General features: G+C 61.9%; 20 protein-coding genes and 1 pseudogene. 11 read left to right on the top strand and 10 right to left on the bottom strand.

Annotated elements, in window-relative coordinates; translation table 11 throughout:
* Window positions 1-92: 92 nt before the first annotated feature.
* Window positions 93-743, top strand: coding sequence for a response regulator transcription factor (locus tag AAFM31_RS11590; protein ID WP_341708097.1), 651 nt, complete (start codon window positions 93-95; stop codon window positions 741-743).
* On the opposite strand, the gene AAFM31_RS11585 is transcribed toward AAFM31_RS11590, so the two are convergent.
* The 3 genes from AAFM31_RS11585 to AAFM31_RS11575 all read right to left on the bottom strand — a co-directional run bounded on the left by AAFM31_RS11585 (window position 713) and on the right by AAFM31_RS11575 (window position 5,049).
* Window positions 713-2,464, bottom strand: a complete 1,752-nt coding sequence (locus AAFM31_RS11585) for a hybrid sensor histidine kinase/response regulator (protein WP_341708096.1) — start codon at window positions 2,462-2,464, stop codon at window positions 713-715. The genes AAFM31_RS11590 and AAFM31_RS11585 overlap by 31 nt on opposite strands.
* 108 nt (window positions 2,465-2,572) lie before the next feature.
* Window positions 2,573-2,728 (bottom strand): hypothetical protein, encoded by a 156-nt coding sequence (locus tag AAFM31_RS11580; protein ID WP_341708095.1) that lies wholly within the window; start codon window positions 2,726-2,728, stop codon window positions 2,573-2,575.
* Window positions 2,729-2,865: 137 nt separating this feature from the next.
* On the bottom strand, window positions 2,866-5,049 hold the full coding sequence (locus tag AAFM31_RS11575; RefSeq protein ID WP_341708094.1) for a heavy metal translocating P-type ATPase: 2,184 nt from the start codon (window positions 5,047-5,049) through the stop codon (window positions 2,866-2,868).
* A 77-nt stretch (window positions 5,050-5,126) separates the two neighbouring features.
* On the opposite strand from AAFM31_RS11575, the pseudogene cadR reads away from it, so the two are divergent.
* Window positions 5,127-5,572: pseudogene (cadR, locus tag AAFM31_RS11570) on the top strand (Cd(II)/Pb(II)-responsive transcriptional regulator).
* Window positions 5,573-5,575: 3 nt separating this feature from the next.
* Here cadR and AAFM31_RS11565 read toward each other — a convergent pair.
* Window positions 5,576-6,259 carry a tellurite resistance TerB family protein gene (locus AAFM31_RS11565; protein WP_341708093.1) on the bottom strand — a complete coding sequence of 228 codons (684 nt, stop codon included), beginning with the start codon at window positions 6,257-6,259 and terminating at the stop codon, window positions 5,576-5,578.
* Between the two features lie 168 nt (window positions 6,260-6,427).
* Between AAFM31_RS11565 and AAFM31_RS11560 the strand changes: the two genes are divergently transcribed.
* The 4 genes from AAFM31_RS11560 to AAFM31_RS11545 all read left to right on the top strand — a co-directional run bounded on the left by AAFM31_RS11560 (window position 6,428) and on the right by AAFM31_RS11545 (window position 10,006).
* Window positions 6,428-7,099: an NAD(P)H-binding protein gene (locus AAFM31_RS11560; RefSeq protein ID WP_341708092.1), complete on the top strand. Its 672-nt coding sequence runs from the start codon at window positions 6,428-6,430 to the stop codon at window positions 7,097-7,099.
* Between the two features lie 137 nt (window positions 7,100-7,236).
* On the top strand, window positions 7,237-8,841 hold the full coding sequence (locus AAFM31_RS11555; RefSeq protein WP_341708091.1) for a response regulator: 1,605 nt from the start codon (window positions 7,237-7,239) through the stop codon (window positions 8,839-8,841).
* Window positions 8,838-9,536: a HAMP domain-containing sensor histidine kinase gene (locus tag AAFM31_RS11550; RefSeq protein ID WP_341708090.1), complete on the top strand. Its 699-nt coding sequence runs from the start codon at window positions 8,838-8,840 to the stop codon at window positions 9,534-9,536. The genes AAFM31_RS11555 and AAFM31_RS11550 overlap by 4 nt, the downstream gene beginning before the upstream one ends.
* 98 nt (window positions 9,537-9,634) lie before the next feature.
* The gene (locus AAFM31_RS11545) at window positions 9,635-10,006 is read left to right on the top strand and encodes a YbaN family protein (protein WP_341708089.1); all 372 of its coding nucleotides are present in this window, start codon (window positions 9,635-9,637) and stop codon (window positions 10,004-10,006) included.
* Here AAFM31_RS11545 and amt read toward each other — a convergent pair.
* From amt to AAFM31_RS11520, 5 genes are all read right to left on the bottom strand, one after another.
* Window positions 10,003-13,398: an ammonium transporter gene (gene amt, locus AAFM31_RS11540; RefSeq protein WP_341708088.1), complete on the bottom strand. Its 3,396-nt coding sequence runs from the start codon at window positions 13,396-13,398 to the stop codon at window positions 10,003-10,005. The genes AAFM31_RS11545 and amt overlap by 4 nt on opposite strands.
* 256 nt (window positions 13,399-13,654) lie before the next feature.
* Window positions 13,655-14,677, bottom strand: a complete 1,023-nt coding sequence (locus AAFM31_RS11535; protein WP_341708087.1) for an NADP-dependent oxidoreductase — start codon at window positions 14,675-14,677, stop codon at window positions 13,655-13,657.
* A 143-nt stretch (window positions 14,678-14,820) separates the two neighbouring features.
* The gene (locus AAFM31_RS11530) at window positions 14,821-15,891 is read right to left on the bottom strand and encodes a GGDEF domain-containing protein (protein WP_341708086.1); all 1,071 of its coding nucleotides are present in this window, start codon (window positions 15,889-15,891) and stop codon (window positions 14,821-14,823) included.
* A gap of 54 nt (window positions 15,892-15,945) precedes the next feature.
* On the bottom strand, window positions 15,946-16,491 hold the full coding sequence (locus AAFM31_RS11525; protein ID WP_341708085.1) for a gamma carbonic anhydrase family protein: 546 nt from the start codon (window positions 16,489-16,491) through the stop codon (window positions 15,946-15,948).
* 4 nt (window positions 16,492-16,495) lie between these two features.
* Window positions 16,496-16,621 carry a hypothetical protein gene (locus tag AAFM31_RS11520; RefSeq protein WP_341708084.1) on the bottom strand — a complete coding sequence of 42 codons (126 nt, stop codon included), beginning with the start codon at window positions 16,619-16,621 and terminating at the stop codon, window positions 16,496-16,498.
* On the opposite strand from AAFM31_RS11520, the gene prlC reads away from it, so the two are divergent.
* Together prlC and AAFM31_RS11510 are read left to right on the top strand one after the other, a co-directional pair.
* Entirely contained in the window at window positions 16,620-18,662 is a 2,043-nt protein-coding gene (prlC, locus tag AAFM31_RS11515; RefSeq protein ID WP_341708083.1) for an oligopeptidase A, read from the top strand. The two genes, AAFM31_RS11520 and prlC, sit on opposite strands and share 2 nt — an antisense overlap.
* Window positions 18,659-18,925, top strand: a complete 267-nt coding sequence (locus tag AAFM31_RS11510; protein ID WP_341708082.1) for a YheV family putative zinc ribbon protein — start codon at window positions 18,659-18,661, stop codon at window positions 18,923-18,925. The genes prlC and AAFM31_RS11510 overlap by 4 nt, the downstream gene beginning before the upstream one ends.
* A 45-nt stretch (window positions 18,926-18,970) precedes the next feature.
* Here the strand turns inward: AAFM31_RS11510 and AAFM31_RS11505 are convergent, their stop codons facing one another.
* Window positions 18,971-19,615 carry a hypothetical protein gene (locus AAFM31_RS11505; protein ID WP_341708081.1) on the bottom strand — a complete coding sequence of 215 codons (645 nt, stop codon included), beginning with the start codon at window positions 19,613-19,615 and terminating at the stop codon, window positions 18,971-18,973.
* A 413-nt stretch (window positions 19,616-20,028) separates the two neighbouring features.
* On the opposite strand from AAFM31_RS11505, the gene coxB reads away from it, so the two are divergent.
* Genes coxB through AAFM31_RS11490 form a run of 3 tightly spaced genes read left to right on the top strand, consistent with a single transcriptional unit; the run spans window position 20,029 to window position 23,329 of the window.
* A complete protein-coding gene (gene coxB, locus AAFM31_RS11500; protein ID WP_341708080.1) occupies window positions 20,029-21,153 on the top strand; it encodes a cytochrome c oxidase subunit II in 1,125 nt (374 codons plus the stop codon).
* 10 nt (window positions 21,154-21,163) lie between these two features.
* Window positions 21,164-22,747: a cytochrome c oxidase subunit I gene (ctaD, locus tag AAFM31_RS11495; protein WP_341708079.1), complete on the top strand. Its 1,584-nt coding sequence runs from the start codon at window positions 21,164-21,166 to the stop codon at window positions 22,745-22,747.
* 15 nt (window positions 22,748-22,762) lie between these two features.
* Window positions 22,763-23,329, top strand: a complete 567-nt coding sequence (locus AAFM31_RS11490; protein WP_341708078.1) for a cytochrome c oxidase assembly protein — start codon at window positions 22,763-22,765, stop codon at window positions 23,327-23,329.
* The last annotated feature ends 7 nt before the right edge of the window (window positions 23,330-23,336 follow it).

Here is a 23,336-nt window from a genome sequence, read left to right as displayed (position 1 = left end):
TACGCGCGTATCAGTCACCTACAATGGCAGGCAGCGGGATCTACCCCGCAAACCAGAGCGTGCGCGAAGACGAAAGGAACACCCACGGCCCCATGAAGATACTCGTGGTAGACGACCACCAGCTGTTCATCGACGGTATACGTTACCTGTTACTGCAGCTGGAAGAGGAGGTCGAAGTCATCGAATGCAACAACAGCGAGTCGGCCATCGACCTGCTGGAGTCGCCGAGCGAGTTTGATCTGGTGCTGATTGATCTGGTCATGCCAGACCTCAACGGCATTTCGATCATTCAGCGGCTGCACTCACGTGGTCTGTGGCGCCCGCTGGTGGTCATGTCTGGCGAAGAGAACCTGCGCACCATCAAATCGGCGATGGACGCGGGCGCGCTCGGTTTTATCCCGAAGACCTTCGGCAGCAGCGCGATGCTCGACGCCCTGCGCCAGATACTTGCTGGCGAGCTGTTCCTGCCTGACGGCCTCGAAGAACGCTTGGCCGCGTTGGCCCCGAGACGCTCCGCCGAGGTCGGCGATATCACGCCGCGCCAGCACGAGGTGCTGGAGCTGATGGCGCTGGGCTACTCCAACCGCCAGATCGCCACCAGCCTGTTTCTCACCGAGCATACGGTCAAGGCGCACATCCGCACCCTGTTTCAGACCCTGCAGGCATCAAACCGCACCGACTGCGTGCAGCTGGCCCGCCGCAAGGGACTACTTCAGGACGGCGACGCCGACAGCGATAGCTGATGCTGGATGGCGCCGCGTAGCTCCAGCGGGCGCACCGGCTTGTGCAATAACTTCAACCCGCTCGCCTCCGCCCGATGCAACTGCTCACGGCTGGTCTCACCGGTAACCAGCAGCGCCGGTATCGACCGACCGATCATCGCCCGGACCTGAGCCACCGCGCCCACCCCGCTCACCTCCTCGCCCAGACTCAGGTCCGACAGCACCAGATCCGGCGTTCTGCCGCCACTGCGCAGCATGTGCAGCGCCTCGTCCAGATGCTCACAGGCGATCACGTCGAAGCGCCAGCCGCTGAGCAGCGTTTCCATCGCATTGAGTACGTTGCGATCATCGTCGATCACAAGGATCAGCTTGCCCGCGGCCGACCAACTGCTCTGCCCCTGCTCACGCTCAACCCTGCGCGCCTGCTCCGGGTCGCCCTGCGGGATGCAAAATGAAAATACCGATCCACGCCCCACCTCCGAACGCAACTGCAGCGGATACTCCAGCAGCTCGCACAAACGCCGCACAATGGCCAGCCCGAAACCCAGTCCCTTGTCGCGCTCATCGTTGCTGCGCTGCAGTTGCTGAAACTCGGTAAACGCCTGCTCGTGGCGATCCGGAGGAATCCCCACGCCGGTGTCCCAGACCTGCAACAGCACCCTGCCCTGACGTCGCCTGGCGCTGATCAGCACTCCGCCGCGCCGGGTGTAGCGCAGGGCATTGCTGATCAGGTTGCGCATGATCCGCTCCAGCAAGGCACGGTCGGCCTGCACCACGACGCTGGGCACGTGCATGCGCAGTTGCAGGTGATGGCGCTCGGCTGTCTCGCGGTACTCCTCGTAGAGTCCGCCCAGGCAGGTCGCAATATCGAAGTGGCTATACTCGGGCTGAACGACGTTGGCATCCAGCCGGGAGATATCGAACAACGCGTCGAACAGCTTGCGCATGGCGTTGAGCGACTGATCGATACGACCAAACACCCGGGCCTTTTCGCGCTCGTCATCCACCCCCTTGAGCGCATCAACAAATAGCGACAGTGCGTGCAGCGGCTGACGCAGGTCGTGGCTGGCGGTCGCCAGCACCCGTGATTTGGCGTGGATGGCTTCCTGCAGCGCCTCGGACTGCTGTTGCAGCTCCTCCGCCAGGGTCACGCCCTGAATGTGCAGGCGCATTTCCGAGCGCACAATGCCGTTCAATTTGCGGGTAAAGGCGATGGTAGCGATCAGGGTCGCGAATACCATCAGCGACAGGGCGACGTAGGCCAGTTCACCCAGCGACATCAACTTGATCGCCAGAGCCAGCAAAATTGGCGTGCCGTAGCCGTAGTAGAGCGGCAACCAGTGGGTCCCGGACGACAGCGAGCCGACGCCCAGCGTCACCAGCAACGTCACCAGAAACAGCTGAAGCGGCGCAGATTCCTCGACGAAAAACAAAAAAGCGGCCGAGACCCAAAGCAGCGCGCAGTAAACCGCTATCGCCAGCAAGCCCTGATGCCAGGGTGCCGCCGTCTCGGGCGTCACATCAGCTCGCTGGTAGGCACGGGTCAGCAGAAAACGTGCAACGATGCCCAGCACCAGCAGCGCGAACCACCCCAACAGCAGCAGGGGCGGCTGCGACTGCCACAGCACGATCACGACAGTCAGGGGAACCAGCACGGTAAACACGGCCCACTCGCGCATGGTTGCGAAGTGCGGAGCCAATGCATCAAAGGAAATCTGTCGTTCAATCGCGTCGAGGGTCATCCGTTACGCCTGATCGCCTGTCATTAGCGGAAACAGGGGCAAGCATAGCAGGGAAGCAACGCAGCAGATGGGAAGCGTCCGGCAGACCGCGGACGCTAGAGCGAAAAATCAGAAGCGGCTGAAGATGTCGCTAACGGAAGCAATGGGCATGCTGACAAAAGATGGCGCCGGCAGATCAGACTGCGCGGACACAAACACGGAAGCGGCGCAGAGGGCCACGGCAAGCACGGTTGGCATCAACCATGCGGAATAGCGACGAGTCATGTCGTTCTCCTTGCATGCCTCCCGTAGGGGCACGCTTATATTGTTCTTGTTCGTGGAAAACAGTCTGTTGCAGAAATCGCTACCAGTCCAGCAAAAAATGCCACCAATCGTCGGGTTGTCTCGACGCAGCTCCTGTTCTAGACACTGTCACGCAATAGACGCAAACCGTTGAACACTACCAGCAGGCTGACCCCCATATCGGCAAACACCGCCATCCACATGGTTGCGACGCCCATCAGCGTCAACGCAACAAACACGGCTTTTATGCCTAGCGCCAGCCAGATGTTCTGGCGCAGCACCCCCAGGGTGCGGCGCGAAAGGCGGATAAAGGCAGGCAGCTTGCGCAGGTCATCATCCATAAGCGCAACGTCGGCGGTTTCGATGGCGCTATCACTGCCCGCCGCGGCCATGGCAAAGCCGATGTCGGCTGCCGCCAGCGCCGGGGTGTCGTTGATCCCGTCACCGACCATACCCACTATCCGGCCTTTCCCTCCTTGCGCCTTGATCAGCGTCAGCTTGTCCTCGGGCAGCAGGTTGCCATAGGCGTGATCGATGCCGACCTGAGTGGCAATCGCCTGCACTGTGGGCGCGTTGTCGCCGCTGAGTATCAGACTGTCGACCCCCAGCGCGTGCAGCTCGCGAATCGCATCACGGCTGCCCGGTTTCAGGGTATCCGCCACGGCAAACAGCCCCAGCGCCTGTTGCTCACTGCACAGCACAACCAGCGACTTGCCCTCGCGCTCCAGATCGCTCAGGCGCTCCTGCAGTGCCGTCGTCATCAGCCCGCGCGCTACCGCCAGTCGCGCATTGCCGAGGTAATGCCGCTCACCGTTGATCAGCCCGCTGACACCCTGGCCAGGCAACGCGGTGAAGTCATCGACCTCCAGCAGCGGCTGGCGATTGGCATCGGCCAGCGCCCGGGACACCGGGTGATCCGAGCGCGCCGCCAGGCTCGCCGCCAGTTGCTGCGCGGCAGCCGCATCCAGCCCGTCGAGCAGCTGAAAATCGGTCTGTACCGGCCGGCCCTCGGTCAGGGTGCCGGTCTTATCGAGGGCGATCAGGTCCAGTTGGCCGCCCTGCTCCAGGTGCACGCCACCCTTGATCAGCAGGCCCTTGCGTGCGCCGGCGGCCAGCGCGCTGACGATGGTTACCGGGGTCGAAATCACCAGTGCGCAGGGGCAGGCCACCACCAGCAACACCAGCGCTCGGTAGATCCATTCGTACCAGCCGGCATCGGTAAACAGCGGCGGCAAAACGGCCATCAGCAGCGCCAACAGACACACCGCCGGGGTGTAGCGCGCGGCAAAACGGTCAACAAAGCGCTGGGTCGGCGCCTGCTCACTCTGCGCCTCTTCCACCGCGTGAATGATGCGCGCCAGCGTGGACTGGCTGGCCGCGGCAGTGACCCGATACTCAAGGGTGCCGTTCTGGTTGATGGTGCCGGCAAAGACGCTGTCACCCGTTTGCTTATCGACCGGCATGCTCTCACCGGTGATCGGCGCCTGATTGACCGTGGAGCGCCCGCTGACTACCTCACCATCGAGCGCAACACGTTCCCCCGGACGAACCCGCACACGGGTGCCAACCACAACGTCTGCTGCAGCCACTTCACGCCAGCTGCCATCGTCCTGCTGCACGCTGGCCTGCTCGGGGGCAAGCGCCAGCAGCCCGCTGATGGCATCACGGGCCCGGCCCAGCGAGCGTGCTTCGATATGCTCGGCGATGGCGAACAACACCATCACCATCGCGGCCTCTGGCCACTGGCCTATCAGCACCGCGCCGGTCACGGCGATACTCATCAGCGCGTTGATATTCAGCGTTCGATGCCGCAGCGCCACCCAGCCCTTGCGGTAGGTGTCGATACCGCTAAGCGCAATCGCCAGCAGGGCCAACAGCGCGCCGAGCCAGCCGGGGCCATCAGCAAAATGCACCACCTCGGCAGCCAGCGCGACCGCGCCCGCCAGCGCCAACGGCCACCAGGGCTGGCTGCGCACGGCATCGGGGCGCGCGTCTTCCACCAGCAATCGCGGACTGAACCCCAATTCGCTGATGGCCGCAATCACGGCGTCGCGCCGCTGCGGCAGATGGCTGACCGACAGCACCCGCTGCAGCAAGTTGAACTGCAGTTGGCCGACGCCCGCCATACCGGCAAGGCGCTGGCGGATCAGTCCCTCCTCGGTTGGACAATCCATCTGCTCGATATGGATCCGGCTGACCTGTTCACCGGCCGCAGGCTCCAGCTCCCGGTCCGGCAACGCAGATTCGGCGGAGCAGCAGCTGTTCGCTTGACTGACGTGATCATGGGCGTGATGAGCAGACATGTGACCTCCGGGCAACTTTGAGGCACAGTAGAAACCCTCGAGCCACTACAGAGTCAAGCCTGCCGGAGAAGATACGGGTGAAAATCGGAGAACTCGCCAAGCGCACCGACTGCACAGCCGAAACCATCCGCTATTACGAGCGCGAGGGGCTGTTGCCCGAACCACGCCGCAGCGAGGGCAACTACCGTCAGTACAACGAAAGCCACGTCGAACAACTGGTGTTCATTCGCAACTGCCGGCTGCTCGACATGACCCACCATGAAATCCGCGAACTACTGGCGTTACGCTGCCAACCGCAGGCCAGCTGCGGCGATGTGAACGGCCTGATCGACGCCCATATCGGCCACGTCAGCGAGCGGCTTGCCGCTCTGGCACAGCTGCAACAGCAGTTGATCGAACTGCCCAGCACTGTGGCGACGGCAGCGACGTCGACCACTGCGGCATCATCGCTCAGCTGCAAACCAGCGGCAGCGTACAGCCACAGGACGCCGAGTCCCACGTCGGCCGCAGCCACCGCCACTGACGCTCAGACCGTGGTTGCCTGGCGCTCCAGCTCGACGCGCAGCTGCGGGTCAAGACGCAGCTGACTTGCCAGTTCCTGCAAGTAAGCGCGCTCCATGAAATTCTGCTCATCGACCACCAGCAGACTGGCCAGATACATCTCTGCCGCCATCTCCGGTGTCTGCGCCGCGCGGGCTACCTCCGTCGGATCGAGCGGCTTGCGCAGTTCGGCGTCAAACCAGGCATGCAACTGCGCGTCGCCCGTCAGCCGTGCGATCTCACCGTCAATCAGCTCGCGCTCCCGATCATCGATATGACCGTCGGCTTTGGCTGCGCCGATCAACGCTCGCAAGATCGCATGGCTATGCTGTTCTGCCTGCGCTGCCGGCAGCCGATCAACCGTTTGCGGCTCACCCTGCGGTGCGCTGCTGCTGTTCTGTTGCCAATGCTGCCAGGCCTTGTAGGCGACCACACCGAGCGCCGCCAGACCGCCATACTTGACCGCCTTGCCGCCCATCTTGCGCGCCTTTTTGCTGCCCAGCAGCAGACCGACTGCACCAGCCGCGAGCGCGCCACCACCCGCACCGGAGAGCAGGCTACCGAGCTGGCTTGGCCCCGGACGGTCGTTACCCTGGCTGTTCTGGCCCGTGCCAGACAGCGCGCCGCTGGCGGATTTGAGCAGTTGATCAAGCAGGCTTTGGGTATTCATTTAGGTCTCCACTGATGGCATGTCGGTTGCTTCGACAACAGAGTGAGTCCGAACGCTGCCGGGCACCACGTCATACTTTGTTGCCGCATTTTTCGGTATGGCGCCGCCAGTGTGCGTAACTTGCGCTTAACTGAGACTTAACGCGCCATCGTGATTCGGGGGTTAGGCATGGAAGAAAACAACAAGGGCAAGACACTTCTGGTTCTGGGCGGCAGTGGGTTGGTCGGGATGGAGGTGCTGCGCCAGGCACTCGCCAACCCCGGTATCGCCCGCGTCGTTGCACCCAGCCGCACACCACTGCCGATGGCAGTCAGGCATTACGCACACTTGGAAAATCCGCAGGTCGACTTCGAGGCCCTGCCGGAAGACGCCGACTGGTGGCAGGCCGATGCCGCGATTTGCGCACTAGGCACCACGCGCCAGCACGCTGGCTCCAAAGACGCATTTCGCGCGGTTGATCGTGGCTACGTCACCGCCTGTGCGCGCCATGCCCGCCGCGCTGGCACCCGCACCTTCGTGCTCAACTCTTCGCTCGGCGCCAGCCCGCGCTCCGGCTCCTTCTATCTGCGCGTCAAAGGCGAAGTTGAGCAGGACTTGGCGGCGATGGATTTTCGCTCGCTGACCCTGGTACGCCCGTCACTGCTGGACGGCGCGCGGAGCGAGGAGCGCCCGGGAGAACTGGTCGGGCTGTTGCTGTCGCGCACCTTCAAGCCGGTTATTCCCAAGCGCCTGCGCGCGGTCAAGGCCGACGACGTCGCCGCCACCATGCTGCAGGCGGCGATGATGGCGCCTGCGGGCAAGCACGTTATCGAGTCCGATGCGATAACCCGACGCCGCTGAGCACTGCAGGCAGGAACCAGTCGGCTGAATTGTGATTCTGCCGTCTGGTTCAATAGTGGCTCTTTGATTTCACTGTATACTTGCGCGCAAGGTCTAGACTGAACAACGGCACTCAACCGCAGGACTACGCAAAACCTATGATCGTCTACAGCAATACGCGCTTTCTGGTGGTCGATGACTTCAGCGACTTTCGCTCCTCGGTGAAAGCCATGCTGACCCAGATGGGCGCCCAGCAAATTGATGTGGCCGCCAGCGGGGCGGAGACGATCGCGCTGTGCAGCAAAACGCGCTACGACGTTATCCTGCACGACTACAACCTCGGCGATGGCAAGAACGGCCAGCAGGTGCTCGAAGAGCTCCACCAGGCCAAGCTAATTGGCCCCCACTGCATCTTCGTCATGGTCACCGCCGAGAGCAGTCAGGCAATGGTAATGGCGGCACTGGAGTACGAGCCGGACGCCTACCTGACCAAGCCGTTCAACCGCTCCAGCCTGCAACAACGGCTCGACCGCCTGGTCGAACGCAAGAAGCTGCTCGCCCCCATCCTCGACGCGCTGGCCGCAAATGATCAGGCCGGCGTGGTCAACGCCTGTGACGCCTTGCTTAAGCAACAACCGCGTCTGGCGCCGCTGTGCCTGCGTTACCGCGCCAAGGCGCTGGCCGCACTCGGCCGTGATGCGGACCTGCAGGCATTGCTGCAGAGCGTGGTCGACGACCGACCGCTGCCCTGGGCTCTGGTCATGCTCGCCGATCACCTGCTCGACCGGGGCCAGCTGGATCGCGCCGAAACGCTTTACGAACAGGGCATCAACCTGTTCCCGATGCTGCCGACCCTGTACGACGGCCTGGCCCGCGTCAAGCAACTGCGGGGCGACCAGCTGAAGGCTCAAGTGTTCCTCGAGCAGGCAGTCAAGATCTCGCCCAACAACCCGCAGCGGCAAGCCGAGTTAGGCCGCATCGCCCGCGAGAATCAGGACCCGGATCGCGCTGTGCGCGCCTTCCGTCAAGCTGTCACTCTGGGTCGCCACTCGGCATTTCGCGACCCAGAGCATCACCTCGGTCTGGCTGACAGCCTCTGCGCTCAAGCTGGCGACAGCGCGCCCAGCCCCAAGGCGCTGCTGGAGATTCGCCAGACAATGGACGATATGACCAGCAGTTGGCGCGGCGATGATGGACTGACAGCCCGCGGCGAGTTACTGCAGGCAGGCGCGCTGAAACGGGCGGGCAAGACCGCCGATGCCGCGCAGCTGGCCAGCAACGCTGCCGGACGCCTGGCCGGTCTGGACGGCTTTTTTGCCGCAGATACAGCATTGCAGATTGCCGCCCAGCTGCGCGAATTGGGGCAGGCCGAGCAGGCTGATCAAATGCTCAGCACCTGCGCCGAAATTTACGGCGACGACCCCAAGGTCATGGCCGGCATCGCCGAACAGACCAGCGACCCGGAAATCCTGCGCAGCGGCGATCAGGCCATGGAGCTCAATCGCCAGGGCATGCAGCTGTATCAGAAGAAGAGCTTTCCCGAAGCGCTTGAGGCGTTTCGCAGCGCGCTGGCGCTGCAGCCACGCAACATCAGCTACGCACTGAACACCGCGCAGTCGCTGTTGCGTCTGGCGCTGGCCAACCCCGACCCGGCATTGCGTCAGGAATGTCTCGACTGTCTGCAGCGCGTGCGCAACATGCCATCGAGCGACGCCCGCTTCGAGCGCTACACCAAGCTGCGGGAAAAGGCCGAATCGCTATGAGCGATCAACCCGAAGAGCAAGGCCTCGACTTCTCCACCGTGATCGCCTCCACGGTGCACGATATGAAGAACTCGCTTGGTCTGCTGATGCAGTCCTACGGCCAGCTGGTTGAGCGCCTGCCGGCCAGCGAGCACGACAGCACCGAGCGCGGCGTCATTGAGTACGAGTTCTTGCGTCTCAACGGCATGCTGGTACAGATGCTGGGCCTGTATAAACTCGGCGTCGACCAACTGCCGCTGCGCCCGAGCTACCTGGATGTAGAAGAGTTCCTCGAAGACCAGTTGGCCCGACACGACGACATCCTCCGTTCACGCCACATTCAGGGCAGCTACGAAGTCGATGAGTTCGGCCTGATGGGGTTCTTCGACGCCGAGCTGGTCGGCTCGGTGGTCGGCAACGTGATCAACAACGCAATCCGCTACACGCGCTCGGCCATTCATCTGAAGGCCGGCATGGAAGACGATCAACTGGTCATCACCATCAGCGACGACGGCAGCGGCTACCCGCCCGCCATGCTGGAGAACCAGTCGGATTACATTCTCGGCATCAACATGAGTACCGGCAGTACCGGCCTGGGTCTGTACTTCGGCGAGCGGATTGCCCAGCTGCATCAGCGCAACGGTGTCTGCGGGCATATCGCGCTGAGTAACGGCGGCAAGCTGGGCGGCGGCGAGTTCCGGATCTGGCTGCCCTGACGCGCCGTGACGCGCGCCAGCACTTCGGGATAAGCTGAGCGGGAATCCCGCGGAAGCACTGTCATGCACTACCTCAACCATTCAACCGAAGCGCGCCGATGATCTGGTTCTGGCGATCACTGGCTTCGCTGTGCGTTACTCTTGGCGCGATCGGTGTCGTGGTGCCCGGCTTGCCGACCACACCCTTTCTGCTGGTCGCCGCCTGGGCCTCGGCCCGCGGCTGGCCAGAGCTGGAAGCGCGCCTGCTACTGCACCCGCACTATGGACCGCTGATCCGCGATTGGCGCGAGCATCGCGCAGTGCCGCGCCGGGCCAAATGGGCGGCTAGTGCGCTAATGCTCAGCAGCGTGCTGATGATCTGGCTGCTGCCTGCCCCCATCTGGCTGCGCTGGAGTCTGCCGCTATTTTTGTGCTGCGTCGCCGGCTGGCTCTGGACAAGACCGGAACCCCGGCGAGACACAGCTCGCTAGCGCGGCATCATCCGCACACCGTTAAGCTCACTAAGTGGCTGCGGACGCCCCAGATGGTAGCCCTGTGCATGATCAACACCTAGCTCGCGCAGCTGGTCCAGAATCTCCTCGCTTTCAACAAACTCGGCCACCGTCTGCAAGCCCATTTCGTGACCGATATTGTTGATGGAAGCGACCATCGCACGGGCAATCGGATCGCAAACGATGTCCTTGACGAACACGCCGTCGATCTTCAGGTAATCCACCGGCAGCGACTTCAGATAGGCAAACGACGACAGCCCCGAGCCGAAGTCGTCCAGCGCAAACTGACAGCCGATATCCTTGAGCCGCTGCATGAACACGATGGCCTTGTTCAGGTTGGCAATGGCGCTGGTCTCGGTGATCTCGAAGCACACCAGATTGGCTGGCACACCATGACGCTCGATGGTGTCCAAAACGAACTCGAGAAAGCTCTCTTCACCAATCGACGCCGCCGACAGGTTGATTGAGTAGTTGCCCAGAGGGCCACTCTGACGCCGGTTGTAATCACCCAGCCAGGCAAGGAAATTACCCACCACCCAGCGGTCGATGGCCGAGGCCAGATCGTAGCGCTCCGCCGCCGGCATGAAGGCCCCGGGCGGTATGACCCGACCATCCTCACCGAGCATCCTTACCAACACCTCATAGCCGGGCAGAGTCTCATGCGCGCTGATGGCATGAATCGGCTGTACGTAGAGCCGCAGCAGATCCGCGTCCAGCGCCTGCCGCAGGCGGTTAACCCATTGCATCTCGCCCCGCCGCTCCTGCATCTGAGCGTCGTCGGCCTGATACAGGTGAATCCGGTTGCGACCCGCATCCTTGGCCGCATAGCAGGCGCTGTCAGCAGCGCTGAGCAGGACATCAAGGCTGGCCACCTGCTCCTCGATTTGCACCAGACCGATGCTCACGCCAACCGCAAAGGTCTTGCCTTCCCAACTGAAGCGGTATTCCTCGACCAACGCCCGAATGCCGTCCACCACCGGAATCGCCTCTTCCAGGGTGCAGCCGCTGAGCAGCAGCCCGAATTCGTCGCCGCCAAGCCGCGCCAGCACGTCCGAGCTGCGAATGTGCGACTGGAATAACTTCGCCAACTGGCGCAGCAGCTCGTCGCCAGCGGCGTGCCCACAGGTATCGTTAACGATCTTGAACTGGTCAAGATCCATGTAGCACAGCACCTTGTCGGTCCGCTGGCCCGGCCCCGGCTGCAGCGCCAACGCCACCCGACGCTCGAACTCCTTGCGATTGACCAGCCCGGTCAGGGTGTCATGGGCCGCCTGGTGCGACAGCTCTAGCGCCAGCCGGCGGTTGACCGTGACGTCGCGGAACGTCAGCACCGCACCGATGATGTGCCCTTCGGCATCGCGGATCGGGGCCACCGCATCCTGCACCGTGACCTCGCTGCCGTCCTGACGCCGCAATTGGGTCATGCTGCCGGCCTGCCGGCTCAACGCCTGGCGGTAGCGCCGCAGCAAGGCGCTGACCGGGTTGAGCAGCTTTTCACCGGAGCTCTCGTCAAACAGGCAATAGACCTCGTCGAGCGGCTTGCCGACCGCGTCCGCCTCGCGCCAACCGGTCAACTGCTCGGCAACCGGGTTGAGATAACGCACCCGCGCATCCGGGCCGGTCGTGATCACGCCGTCGCCAATCGACGCCAGGGTTACCTGCGCCAGCATCTTCTCTTGGAACAGTTGCTGCTCTATCCGTCGTCGCTCGGTGATATCGCGAATCATGCAGGTATACAGGTCGTCTTCCAGCGAGCCGCTGCTCACGGTCAGCTCAGCGACAAACTGCTCGTGCTCGTTGCGGCTGAACAGCACCTCCTGTTTGATTTCACTTCCGGCCTCGGGCAGAGGCAAGCCGTCCCAGTTGCGCTCGGCCACCAATCGCGCCAGCGGCTGACCAATCAATGCCCCGGCAGACAAGCCAAACAGGCGCTCGGCGCCCGGGTTGCAGGTCGCCAGTATTCCCGCCCGGTTGCAGGTCACCACGCCATCGCGGATGTCCCGAATAATGCTCTGGGTCACGCCGACCGCGCGGCGCAGGGCATGAATAACCTTGTTGTACTGGGCGGCGATTTGACCGACTTCAGTAAAGGGCTCAACCGGCACGTCCCGCTCGAAACGGCCGTCGCGCTGATGCGCCGCCATGGCTTCGAGCAGCTCAATCAGTTCAGTACGGGCACCGTGTTCAGAGACATTCAGCCCGGCCAGTTCGTCGTCGGGCGTGACCCGCATCGGCCAGAAGCGGTTGATCGCGCGCAGCAGCAACCAGGTCAGGCCGAAGGCCCATAGCCCGGCCACCAACACGCCCTCCAGCTGAGCGATAAACTGCTGACCACGACTCAAGCCAGTCCCCAGCGCCGACAGGTCGGCGAACAGCGCCACTGCCAACGTGCCCCAGATGCCGCTGGCCAGATGCACCGGCACCGCGCCGACCGCATCGTCAATCTGCAAACGGATGAGCAGTCGATCGGCCAGATACATCACCAACGCACCGATCAGCCCGATAAAGAACGCCGAGGCGGCGTCCACCACATGCGCACCCGCGGTAATCGCCACCATGCCGGCGATCAAACCATTGAGCGGATAGACTGGGTCAACCACCCGCCAGCGCAGCCAGGACATCACCATCCCGCCGAGCGTACCGGCGATCGCCGCCAGCACCGTATTGGCGATAATCCCCGGTACACGGCCGTCGAAGCTCAGCGTGCTGCCGCCATTAAAGCCGAACCAGCCGAACATCAGCATCAACGCGCCCAGCATCGCCAGCGGCAGGTTGGAGCCAGGCATGCTGCGGCCATCGCGATCCTGCTCAAAGCGGCCCTGACGCGGCCCCAGAATCAGAATCACCGCCAACGCCACCCAACCACCGACGCCGTGAACCACTGTTGATCCGGCAAAGTCGACAAACCCCCGGTCGGCCAGCCAGCCCAGCCCGTCAGCAAACACCCCGCCCCAGGCCCAGTGGCCAAACAGCGGATAGATGAACCCGGCGATGATCAACGTCACCAGCAGGTAGGAAGAGAAACGCATGCGCTCGGCGGCAGCGCCGGAGACGATGGTCGCTGCCGTGGTGCAGAACATCGCCTGAAACAGGAAGAACGCGGAGTGCCAGGTGTCGGCGAAGGGCAGCATGGAGAAGCCCTCGCCATACCAGCCCCCGGCGCTGCCGCCGAACATCAGCCCGAACCCGAACAGCCAATAGCAGAACACCGCTACGCTGAGGTCAGCCATGTTCTTCACGGCCACGTTGATGGCGTTCTTGCTCCGGGTGAGCCCCGACTCCAGACAGAGAAAGCCGATCTGCATGTTGAACACCAGTCCGGCACACAACACCAACCACAGAACATCAAGCATCGGGATGGGCATGGGCATTACCTGTTCCATTTGGTAACTGGCACTTTGATAGCGCAGCCGGTTCAGGCTCGCACCCTAATGGTGCGACGGACGAGCAGTCTGACGCTATGCGGCTCAGGATAGTGCAGATAGATGCAGTTTCTGTACCAAATGTCGTCGATCTGGTCAGAAAGTTGTCGCCAGAAAGGCGTACAGGAAGGTGCCCGAACGAGCAAAAAAGCGGGGGAAGCGCGCTATCTCGGGCGCTTGCGCGCCCGAGACAGGCAGAGCCACATCAGTCAGCGATATGAACCAGCTGCTTACCGAAGTTCTTGCCCTTGAGCATGCCTTTGAACGCTTCAACCGCGTTCTCCAGCCCTTCGGCAACGGTTTCGCTGTACTTCAGCGCGCCCGATGCAACCTGGCCGGCCAGCAGAGCAGTGATTTCCTGATGCTTGTCCTGCCATTCGGTGACCAGGAAGAAGCGATGCTCCGGCTTGGGATCCAGTGCGCCGAAGATATGGAACGGGGTTTCGACCTTGCTCTGGTCTTCCGCGTTGTAGGCAGACACATAACCGCAGATCGGCACGCGCGCACCCGGGTTGATCAGCTTGGCGACTGCCTTGGCAACCTCGCCACCGACGTTTTCAAAGTACACATCAATGCCATTCGGGCAGGCTGCAGCCAAATCAGCGTCCAGGTTGCCCGCCTTGTAGTCGATGCAGGCGTCGAAACCCAGCTCTTCAACCACGTAACGGCACTTCTCCGGGCCACCGGCGATGCCGACAACTCGGCAACCTTCCTGCTTGGCAGTTTGACCGACCACGGTACCGACCGGACCGGAAGCAGCAGCCACGACAACGGTCTCACCCGCCTTCGGCTTGCCAACGTACATCAGACCGCAGTAGCCGGTACGGCCCGGCATGCCGGCAACGCCCAGGTAGGTCTGCAGCGGCACGCCCTGATCCTTGATCTTGTAGACCATCTCGGCGTTGCCCGGAATGATGCAGTACTCCTGCCAGCCGGAATAGACGGTGACGACATCACCCACTGCATAGTTATCAGACTTGGACTCGACGACGCGACCAACGCTTTCGCCGACAATCGGCGCGCCGATTTCGATCGGGTCCATGTAGCCCTTGCTGTCGTTCATGCGCGGGCGCATGTAGGGGTCCAGCGACAGCCACAGGGTCTTGATCAGTACTTCGCCGTCCTTGAGCTCACGAACCGGCTCTTCGGTCAGAACCAGGTCACCGTCCTGAATTTCACCCTGCGGGCGCTTGTTTAGGACGATCTTGCGGTTGATATGAGCAGACATGGAGTGCCTCTTGTTTGACTTGAATGAATGGGCGGATTACTCCGCGAACTCTCGGATCATAAACGAACCGGCGCCGCTGCCAGCACCGAACCACCTACTATTCACAGACTTGATTGGCCGCCAATCCGCAGGCCGAAACGGGCTCAGCCGATATCACTGACCAACAGTGGGCCGCCCTCGCTGATGACCCGATTGCGCCCGAAGGCCTTGCCCCGATAGAGTCGCTGGTCGGCGCAGCGATAGAGCCCTGCCGCATCATCCGCATCGCGCGGCCAGCAGGCGACGCCAAAGGTTGCCGTAAGCTGCAGCGGCCGGTCCTGCCAGACCAGTGGAGAGCGCTCGAGCTGCTCACACAGCGTCTGCACCAGCTGCTCAGCTGCTACCGCATCGGTGTTGTGCAGCAGCAGGCCAAACTCCTCGCCACCAAGCCGGCCGATCACATCGCTGCTGCGCAGCCGCTTGCCCAGCACTCGACACAGATGCTGCAGCGCGCGGTCGCCGGCTTCGTGACCCCAGCTATCGTTGACCTGCTTGAAGTGGTCCACATCCAGCAGCACCAGCGCGAAACCATCGCTGCTGCGCTGGCCCTGCTCGACGTACTGGGCAAACAGCTGCTGGAATCGCGCGCGGTTGTAGACCCCCGTGAGGCCGTCCCTCTGGGCCATGCGTTCGAGCGAGTGCTGAGCCACAGCACGACGGCCCTCGTAGAAGTGCACAAACAGCAAAATCATCAAACCGCAAATCACGGCGTTGCCCACATCAATCAGTCCGGCAGCGGATTCCATATCCGCGTAGCGCAGCAGGTACAGAACCGCGGCCGCCAGCATAAAGGGCACGGAGAGCATCAGCCCAGCCCGCCGCCCGAGCAGCAGGTAAGCCAAGATAGGCACCATGTAGACCCAAACGAACGCTGTCATGGAAGCGTCAGGCATCAACATGATGTAGAGCTGGAAGCAGAAGGTGGGCAGCAAGTAGCCGTAGATCCAGGGTGTCAGCCAACGCACCCGGGTAATCTTCCAGGCCGCCCAGAGCAGGAAGCTGCCGACGAGGATCTCCAGCGTCGCCAACAGTGCATTGTCATTGCGAAACTGCAGCAGGGCAAAACCGCAGAGCACCAGCCCGGTACAACTGAAGATCAGCCGCAGCAGCATCCTGCGGGCTGAATCCTCCAGCCCGGCACCGGTACGCCGCTCCATTCCCTGCTGTTTCTGCACTGGCCTGCCCTGCCCGCTGAAATTCCGTCGGCCAGCAGTATAGCCAACCGCAGCTCAGCTGGAAGCCCAGTTCTCCAGCAGATGCTGATCCTTCAGACGAACGTAGTTGGCCGCCGAGTAGGTAAAAAAGGCGCGTTCCTTTTCAGTCAGCGCTCGCACCTGCTTGGCCGGGCTGCCCATATACAGGTAACCACTCTCCAGCGTGCGGTTAGCCGGCACCAGAGAGCCGGCACCGATGATCACCTCATCTTCGACCACAGCGCCATCCATAACGATGCTGCCCATACCTACCAGCACCCGGCTGCCGATAGTGCAGCCATGCAGCAGCACCTTGTGGCCGATGGTCACGTCGTCGCCGATATTCAGCGGATACCCGTCCGGATTGAACGGGCCGGCGTGAGTGATGTGCAGCACGCTGCCATCCTGCACGCTAGTACGGTCGCCGACACGAATGCTGTGCATGTCACCGCGGATGATCGCGCCAGGCCATACCGAGCAGTCGTCGCCAAGCTGCACATCGCCCAAAACTACCGCCGATGGATCAACGAAAACCCGGTCGCCCAGTACCGGCTGCCAGTCCCTGAATCCACGTACGTTCATCGCTTCACCCTTGAATTTTGCGGCTATCGCCGTCATTGAAAACATCTAACGCCGTTACGATGCCAAGCGCGTCCGGGTCGATTACCATGGACGCATTGTAAGTCATCGCCTGAATCAGGATACCCGTCATGCCCAATCCGTTGCTGCAACCCTACGATCTGCCCCCCTTCGCCGAGATCCGTGCCGAGCACGTCAAGCCGGCCATCGAGCAGATTCTGGCCGACAACCGGGCGCAGCTCGACGCCCTGTTGGCCAATCCGCCCGCGCAGTGGACCTGGGCCAACCTGATCGAGCCACAGGACGACATGGGCGAACGCCTGGGCCGCGCCTGGTCGCCGGTCAGCCACCTCAATGCGGTAATGAACAGCCCCGAGCTGCGCGAAGCCTACGAGAGCTGCCTGCCGCTGCTGAGTCAGTACTACACCGAGATGGGCCAGAACCAGGCGCTGTTTGATGCCTACCAGCAACTGGCTGACAGTGACGAGTTCGCTACCCTGGACAAGGCCCAGCAAACGATTCTTGAGCACGCCATGCGAGACTTCCGGCTGTCGGGCATTGCGCTGCCGCCGGAGCAGCAGAAGCGCTACGGCGAACTGCAGATGCGCCTGTCCGAGCTGCAGAGCACCTTCTCCAACCAGGTACTGGACGCGACCCAAGCCTGGACCAAGCACATCACCGACGCAGCCCAGCTCGACGGGCTGCCCGAGTCCGCACTGGCCCAGGCCAAGCAGGCCGCCGAAGCACGCGAGCTGGATGGCTGGTTTATCACGCTGGAGTTCCCCAGCTACTTCCCGGTCATGACCTACGCCACCGACCGTGCACTGCGCCAAGAGGTCTACACCGCGTTCTGTACCCGCGCCTCCGATCAGGGCCCGAACGCCGGTCAATTCGATAACGGCCCGGTAATCGACGAGATCCTCGGTCTGCGTCAGGAACTGGCCGAGCTGCTCGGCTTCGCCAACTATGCCGAGCTGTCGCTGGCAACCAAGATGGCCGAAAGCACCGACCAGGTGCTGGGCTTCCTGCGTGATCTGGGTGCGCGCAGCAAACCGTTCGCAGAACAGGACCTGGCAGCCCTGAAGGCCTTCGCCGCCGAACAGGGCTGCGACGATCTGCAGCCATGGGACGTCGGTTTCTACAGTGAGCAGTTGCGCCAGCAGCGCTACGCCATTTCCCAGGAAATGCTGCGCCCGTACTTCCCGATCGATACCGTGATCAACGGCATGTTCTCCATCGTCCAGAAACTCTACGGTATCGAGCTGCGTGAGGTCGCCGAGTTCGAGCGCTGGCACAAGAACGCGCGCCTGTTTGAAGTAATCGAACACGGCGAAGTCATTGGCCGCTTCTTCCTCGACCTGTACGCGCGCGCCAACAAGCGCGGCGGCGCCTGGATGGACGGCTGCCGTGACCGCCGTCTGCTGCCCGACGGCGCATTGCAGCGCCCGATTGCCTATCTGGTCTGCAACTTCACCCCAGCCGTTGGCGGCAAGCCGGCGTTGCTGACTCACGACGAAGTCACCACCCTGTTCCACGAGTTCGGTCACGGTCTGCATCACCTGCTGACCCGGGTGAACTACGCCTCGGCCAGCGGCATCAACGGCGTGGCTTGGGACGCGGTCGAGCTGCCGAGCCAGTTCATGGAGAACTGGTGCTGGGAACCGGAGGGTCTTGGGTTGATTTCCAGCCACTATGAATCGGGCGAGCCACTGCCACAGGACCTGCTGGACAAGATGCTGGCGGCCAAGAACTTCCAGTCGGGCCTTGGCATGCTGCGCCAGATTGAGTTCTCGCTGTTCGACTTTGAACTGCACGTACGCAAGCAGCCGGAGCTGAGCGCGCAACAGGTGCTGGATCAGGTGCGTGAGGAAATTGCGGTGGTCAAGGTGCCGGCCTTCAACCGCTTCCAGAACGGCTTCAGTCATATCTTCGCCGGCGGCTACGCGGCGGGGTACTACAGCTACAAGTGGGCCGAAGTACTCTCGGCTGACGCCTTCTCGCGGTTCGAGGAAGAGGGTGTCCTGAATGCCGAGACCGGCCGTGCTTTCCGTGACAACATTCTCGCTCGTGGCGGCAGCGAGGCTCCGATGGCGCTATTCGTCGCGTTCCGCGGCCGTGAGCCGTCGATTGACCCGCTGCTGCGCCACTCGGGTCTGACCGGAGAAGCCGCATGAGTCAGGGCCCGACAAAACGCTTTATCGCTGGCGCGGTCTGCCCGGCGTGCAGCGCCATGGACACGATCAAGATGTATGAGGAAGACGGCGTACCGCACCGCGAGTGCGTAAGCTGCGGCTACGCCGATACGCTGGATGCGCGCGGCAACTCGGTACCCAAAGAGCTGACCACACGGGTTAATGAGGGACGCAAGGCACCCGCCAAACCGACCTCGCAAACGGTACAGTTCTTCCCGAACCCAAGGCTGAAGAAAAAGGACTGACTCCGTCCTGCGTCCGGCTCAGTTACGCTGAGCCGGAGCGCGACATCACGCGGCGCCACGCAGCTCGATATCAACCCCCAACTGCTGCGACATGCACGGCCACTGAGCCCACAACTGGCGCACGCCTGCCGGATCCTGCTGGGCCTGATAGGCCTTGAACGCCTCCGACTCAAACAGATCATCCGGCAACAGGCCGGCAACTGCCGCCTCGACCGCAGCATCCAGTTGATTGGCAAAGGTGTCACCCATCAACTGGTGCACGATCAGATTGGCACGGGTGATATCCATCGGAATCAGCGGCGCCACGCCGTGGGCGACATACAGGTCATTGACCTCTTCAACCAGTCGGTGGGCCAGGTAGGCTTCGTCCAGCAGGGTAATCAGCCCCTTGTGTTCCGCGGGCAAACCCGGCGGCTGCAGGAAAAAGGCTTCGGCAACCTTCAGCACCGGCAACAATCTTTCACGCAGCTGGGCCTCTTTTGCCACCGCGGCAGCGGCCTCGAGAACATTGGGCACCTGCTCAATATAGGCCTGAACAAAGCTTTGCAGCGTATCCACTTCATTGCTTTCCAAGCGAATTGATGGGTGCAGCGCAGGAACTCGGGAGGCCAACCAGCGCCGCATGCCCTCAATCGAGTCCGGTTGCGCCATAGCTTCGGCGATACGGCTTTTAAGGCCTGTGATATTCATTTGGAAACTCCACAACGACGGCTAACTGCTGCGGGAGCCCAGCAGCACATTGATATCATTCACATTGCGGGAAAACCTAGCAGAGGTGTCCCACTCCGTCAAAGTGACTCATCGGGAGGCATTAGACTGAATTGACATAAAAACGTCACCCTCTCTCCCAGCCTCTTGCCCATCCCTCGCCAAATCGGCCTTGTAGCCCTGCTGACAAATATCGTCCCAACATTGCGAAGGCAGAACCCCTGTCTATACTCGGATTGTCGGTAGCCTGTGGGGGAGTTCCGACCGGGGGGTGATACACCGCGTTCTTCGCGCTGCGCATCCTGCGGTTTCGGGTATCTGCGCAGTGATGTACCTGCTTGATACCCCTCATTCCGTGCACCGGAAGCGATAAAAACAATAAAGGGGAACCGGGAATGTTGCGAGCTGCAATCACCTGGCCGGTTGGCCTGTCCCTGTGTGCGCTTGGCCTGTCGGCCCAGGCCGAATGGGGCGTCAACATGCGCCGAGGCGTCACTGAAGTCAGTCAATCCGTGTTCGATCTGCACATGACCATTTTCTGGATCTGCGTGGTCATCGGCATCGTCGTGTTCGGTGTCATGTTCTGGTCGATGCTGATGCATCGCAAATCCGAGGACAGCAAACCGGCGACCTTCCACGAACACGTCGGCGTCGAGATCCTCTGGACGGTCATCCCGCTGGTAATCCTCATCGTCATGGCTGTTCCGGCCACCAAAACCCTGATCGAAATCTACGACGCCGACGAAGCCGACGTAGATATCCTGGTCACCGGCTATCAATGGCGTTGGCAGTATCAATACGTCGGCGAGGGCGTCAGCTTCTTCAGCACCCTTACCACGCCACGGGATGAAATCACCAACGTCAGTGCCAAGAGCCCCGACTACCTGCTCGAGGTAGACAACCCGCTGGTGATCCCGGTCGGCAAGAAGGTGCGCTTCCTGGTAACGGCTTCCGACGTCATCCACTCCTGGTGGGTGCCGGACTTTGCGGTCAAGAAGGACGCCATTCCAGGCTTTATCAACGAAGCCTGGACCCGGGTAGAAGAACCGGGCATCTACCGCGGCCAGTGCACCGAACTCTGCGGCAAGGACCACGGTTTCATGCCGGTCGTAGTGCAAGTTCTGCCGCAGGACGAATACGACACCTGGCTGGCCGAGCAGAAGGCAGCAGCAGCCAAAGAAGCCGAACTGCGCGAGAAGAACTGGACGCTCGAAGAGCTGATCGAGCGCGGCGAGAAGGCCTACGCCACCGCCTGCGCCTCCTGTCACCAGCCCAATGGCGAGGGCCTGCCGCCGATGTTCCCGGCACTCAAGGGCAGTCCGATCGTCACTCAAGACATGGCCGCGCACCTGGACATCGTGCTCAACGGCAAACCCGGCACCGCCATGGCGGCCTTCGGCAAGCAGCTGTCTGAAGTCGACATCGCTGCCGTAATCACCTACGAGCGCAACGCCTGGGGCAACGACACCGGCGAAATGCTCTCCCCCGTCGATGTGCTGAAAGCCAAAGAAGGCCAATAGGAGACCTGCCATGAGTGCTGTGATCGATACCCATCACCACGACCATGCTCACGGTCCTGCCAAGGGCCTGATGCGCTGGGTGCTGACGACCAACCACAAAGACATCGGCACCATGTACCTGTGGTTCAGCTTTGCCATGTTCCTGCTCGGCGGGTCGATGGCCATGGTCATTCGTGCCGAACTGTTCCAGCCGGGCCTGCAGCTGGTGCAGCCCGAGTTCTTCAACCAGATGACCACTACCCATGGCCTGATCATGGTCTTTGGTGCAGTCATGCCGGCCTTTGTCGGTCTGGCCAACTGGATGATTCCACTAATGATCGGCGCGCCGGATATGGCGCTGCCGCGGATGAACAACTTCAGCTTCTGGCTGTTGCCAATGGCCTTCGGGCTGCTGGTGGCGACACTGTTCATGGAAGGGGGCGGCCCGAACTTTGGCTGGACATTCTATGCACCGTTGTCGACAACCTACGCGCCACCAAGCGTCACCTTCTTCATTTTTGCCATTCATCTGGCCGGTATCAGCTCGATCATGGGCGCGATCAACATCATCGCCACCATCCTCAACCTGCGCGCCCCCGGCATGACCCTGATGAAGATGCCACTGTTCGTCTGGACTTGGCTGATTACCGCTTTCCTGCTGATCGCGGTGATGCCGGTGCTGGCCGGCGTGGTGACCATGATGCTGATGGACATCCATTTCGGCACCAGCTTCTTCAACGCAGCGGGTGGCGGTGACCCGGTGATGTTCCAGCACATCTTCTGGTTCTTCGGTCACCCCGAGGTGTACATCATGATCCTGCCGGCGTTCGGTGCGGTCAGCCAGATCATCCCGACCTTCAGCCGCAAGCCGCTGTTCGGCTACACCTCGATGGTGTACGCCACCGCCTCGATTGCCTTCCTGTCGTTCATCGTCTGGGCGCACCACATGTTCACCGTCGGCATTCCCATCACCGGCGAGCTGTTCTTCATGTACGCGACCATGCTGATTGCGGTACCGACCGGCGTGAAGGTGTTCAACTGGGTGACCACTATGTTCCGCGGCGCGCTGACCTTCGAAACACCGATGCTGTTTGCGGTGGCCTTTGTCATTCTGTTCACCATCGGCGGTTTCTCCGGCCTGATGCTGGCGATTGCTCCGGCTGACTTCCAATACCACGACACCTACTTCGTGGTGGCGCACTTCCACTACGTACTGGTGCCGGGCGCGATCTTCGGCATCTTCGCCTCGGCCTACTACTGGCTGCCGAAATGGACCGGCCACATGTACGACGAGACACTGGGCAAGACCCATTTCTGGATGAGCTTCATCGGCATGAACCTGGCGTTCTTCCCGATGCACTTTGTCGGCTTGGCCGGGATGCCGCGCCGGATTCCCGATTACAACGTGATGTTCGCCAACTTCAACATGATCTCGTCGGTAGGCGCCTTCATGTTCGGGGTTACCCAGCTGCTGTTCTTGTTCATCGTCATCAAGTGCATAAAGGGTGGCAAGAAGGCAGCAGCCAGTCCTTGGGAAGGGGCTGAGGGGCTGGAGTGGACCGTGCCATCACCGGCGCCGTACCACACCTTCACCACTCCACCCGAGGTGAAGTAAGCGGAGGCGCTGGCCATGAGCGAGCAGCAGTCCAACAAGCCTGTCGTGGTAAGACTGGTACTGACGGTCGTCGGCATGTTTGCCTTCGGTTTTCTGATGGTGCCGCTGTATGACGTGATGTGCGATGCCCTGGGGATCAACGGCAAAACCAGCAACACCGCCTACCAGCAACAGGTAGAGCACATCGACGAGAGCCGCACCCTGCGGGTGCAGTTCGTCGCCACGCGGGCGCAGGGCATGTCGTGGGGCTTCAATCCGGATGCAGAGCAACTCAGCCTGCATCCGGGCGAAACCCGCGAAATGGTTTTCCACGCCCACAATCCGACCGATCGGCCGATGGTGGCGCAAGCCATTCCCAGCGTCTCGCCAGCCAAGGCCGCGGCTTTTTTCCACAAGACCGAATGCTTCTGTTTTACCCAGCAGGTATTGCAACCAGGGGAAAGCGTAGAGATGCCAGTGCGCTTCATTATCGACCCGGCACTGCCAGTCGACGTGAAGCACCTGACTCTGGCCTACACCCTGTTTGATGTTTCTGAGCGGATGCCTGACAAGCTGACGGAAGCGTCAGCCCAGGCTCACTGAGCAAGAT

The organism is Halopseudomonas sp. (assembly GCF_038130085.1).
Lineage (GTDB): Bacteria > Pseudomonadota > Gammaproteobacteria > Pseudomonadales > Pseudomonadaceae > Halopseudomonas.
The sequence above is the reverse complement of the archived record's forward strand: the minus strand, read 5'-3'. Positions and strand labels throughout refer to the sequence as shown.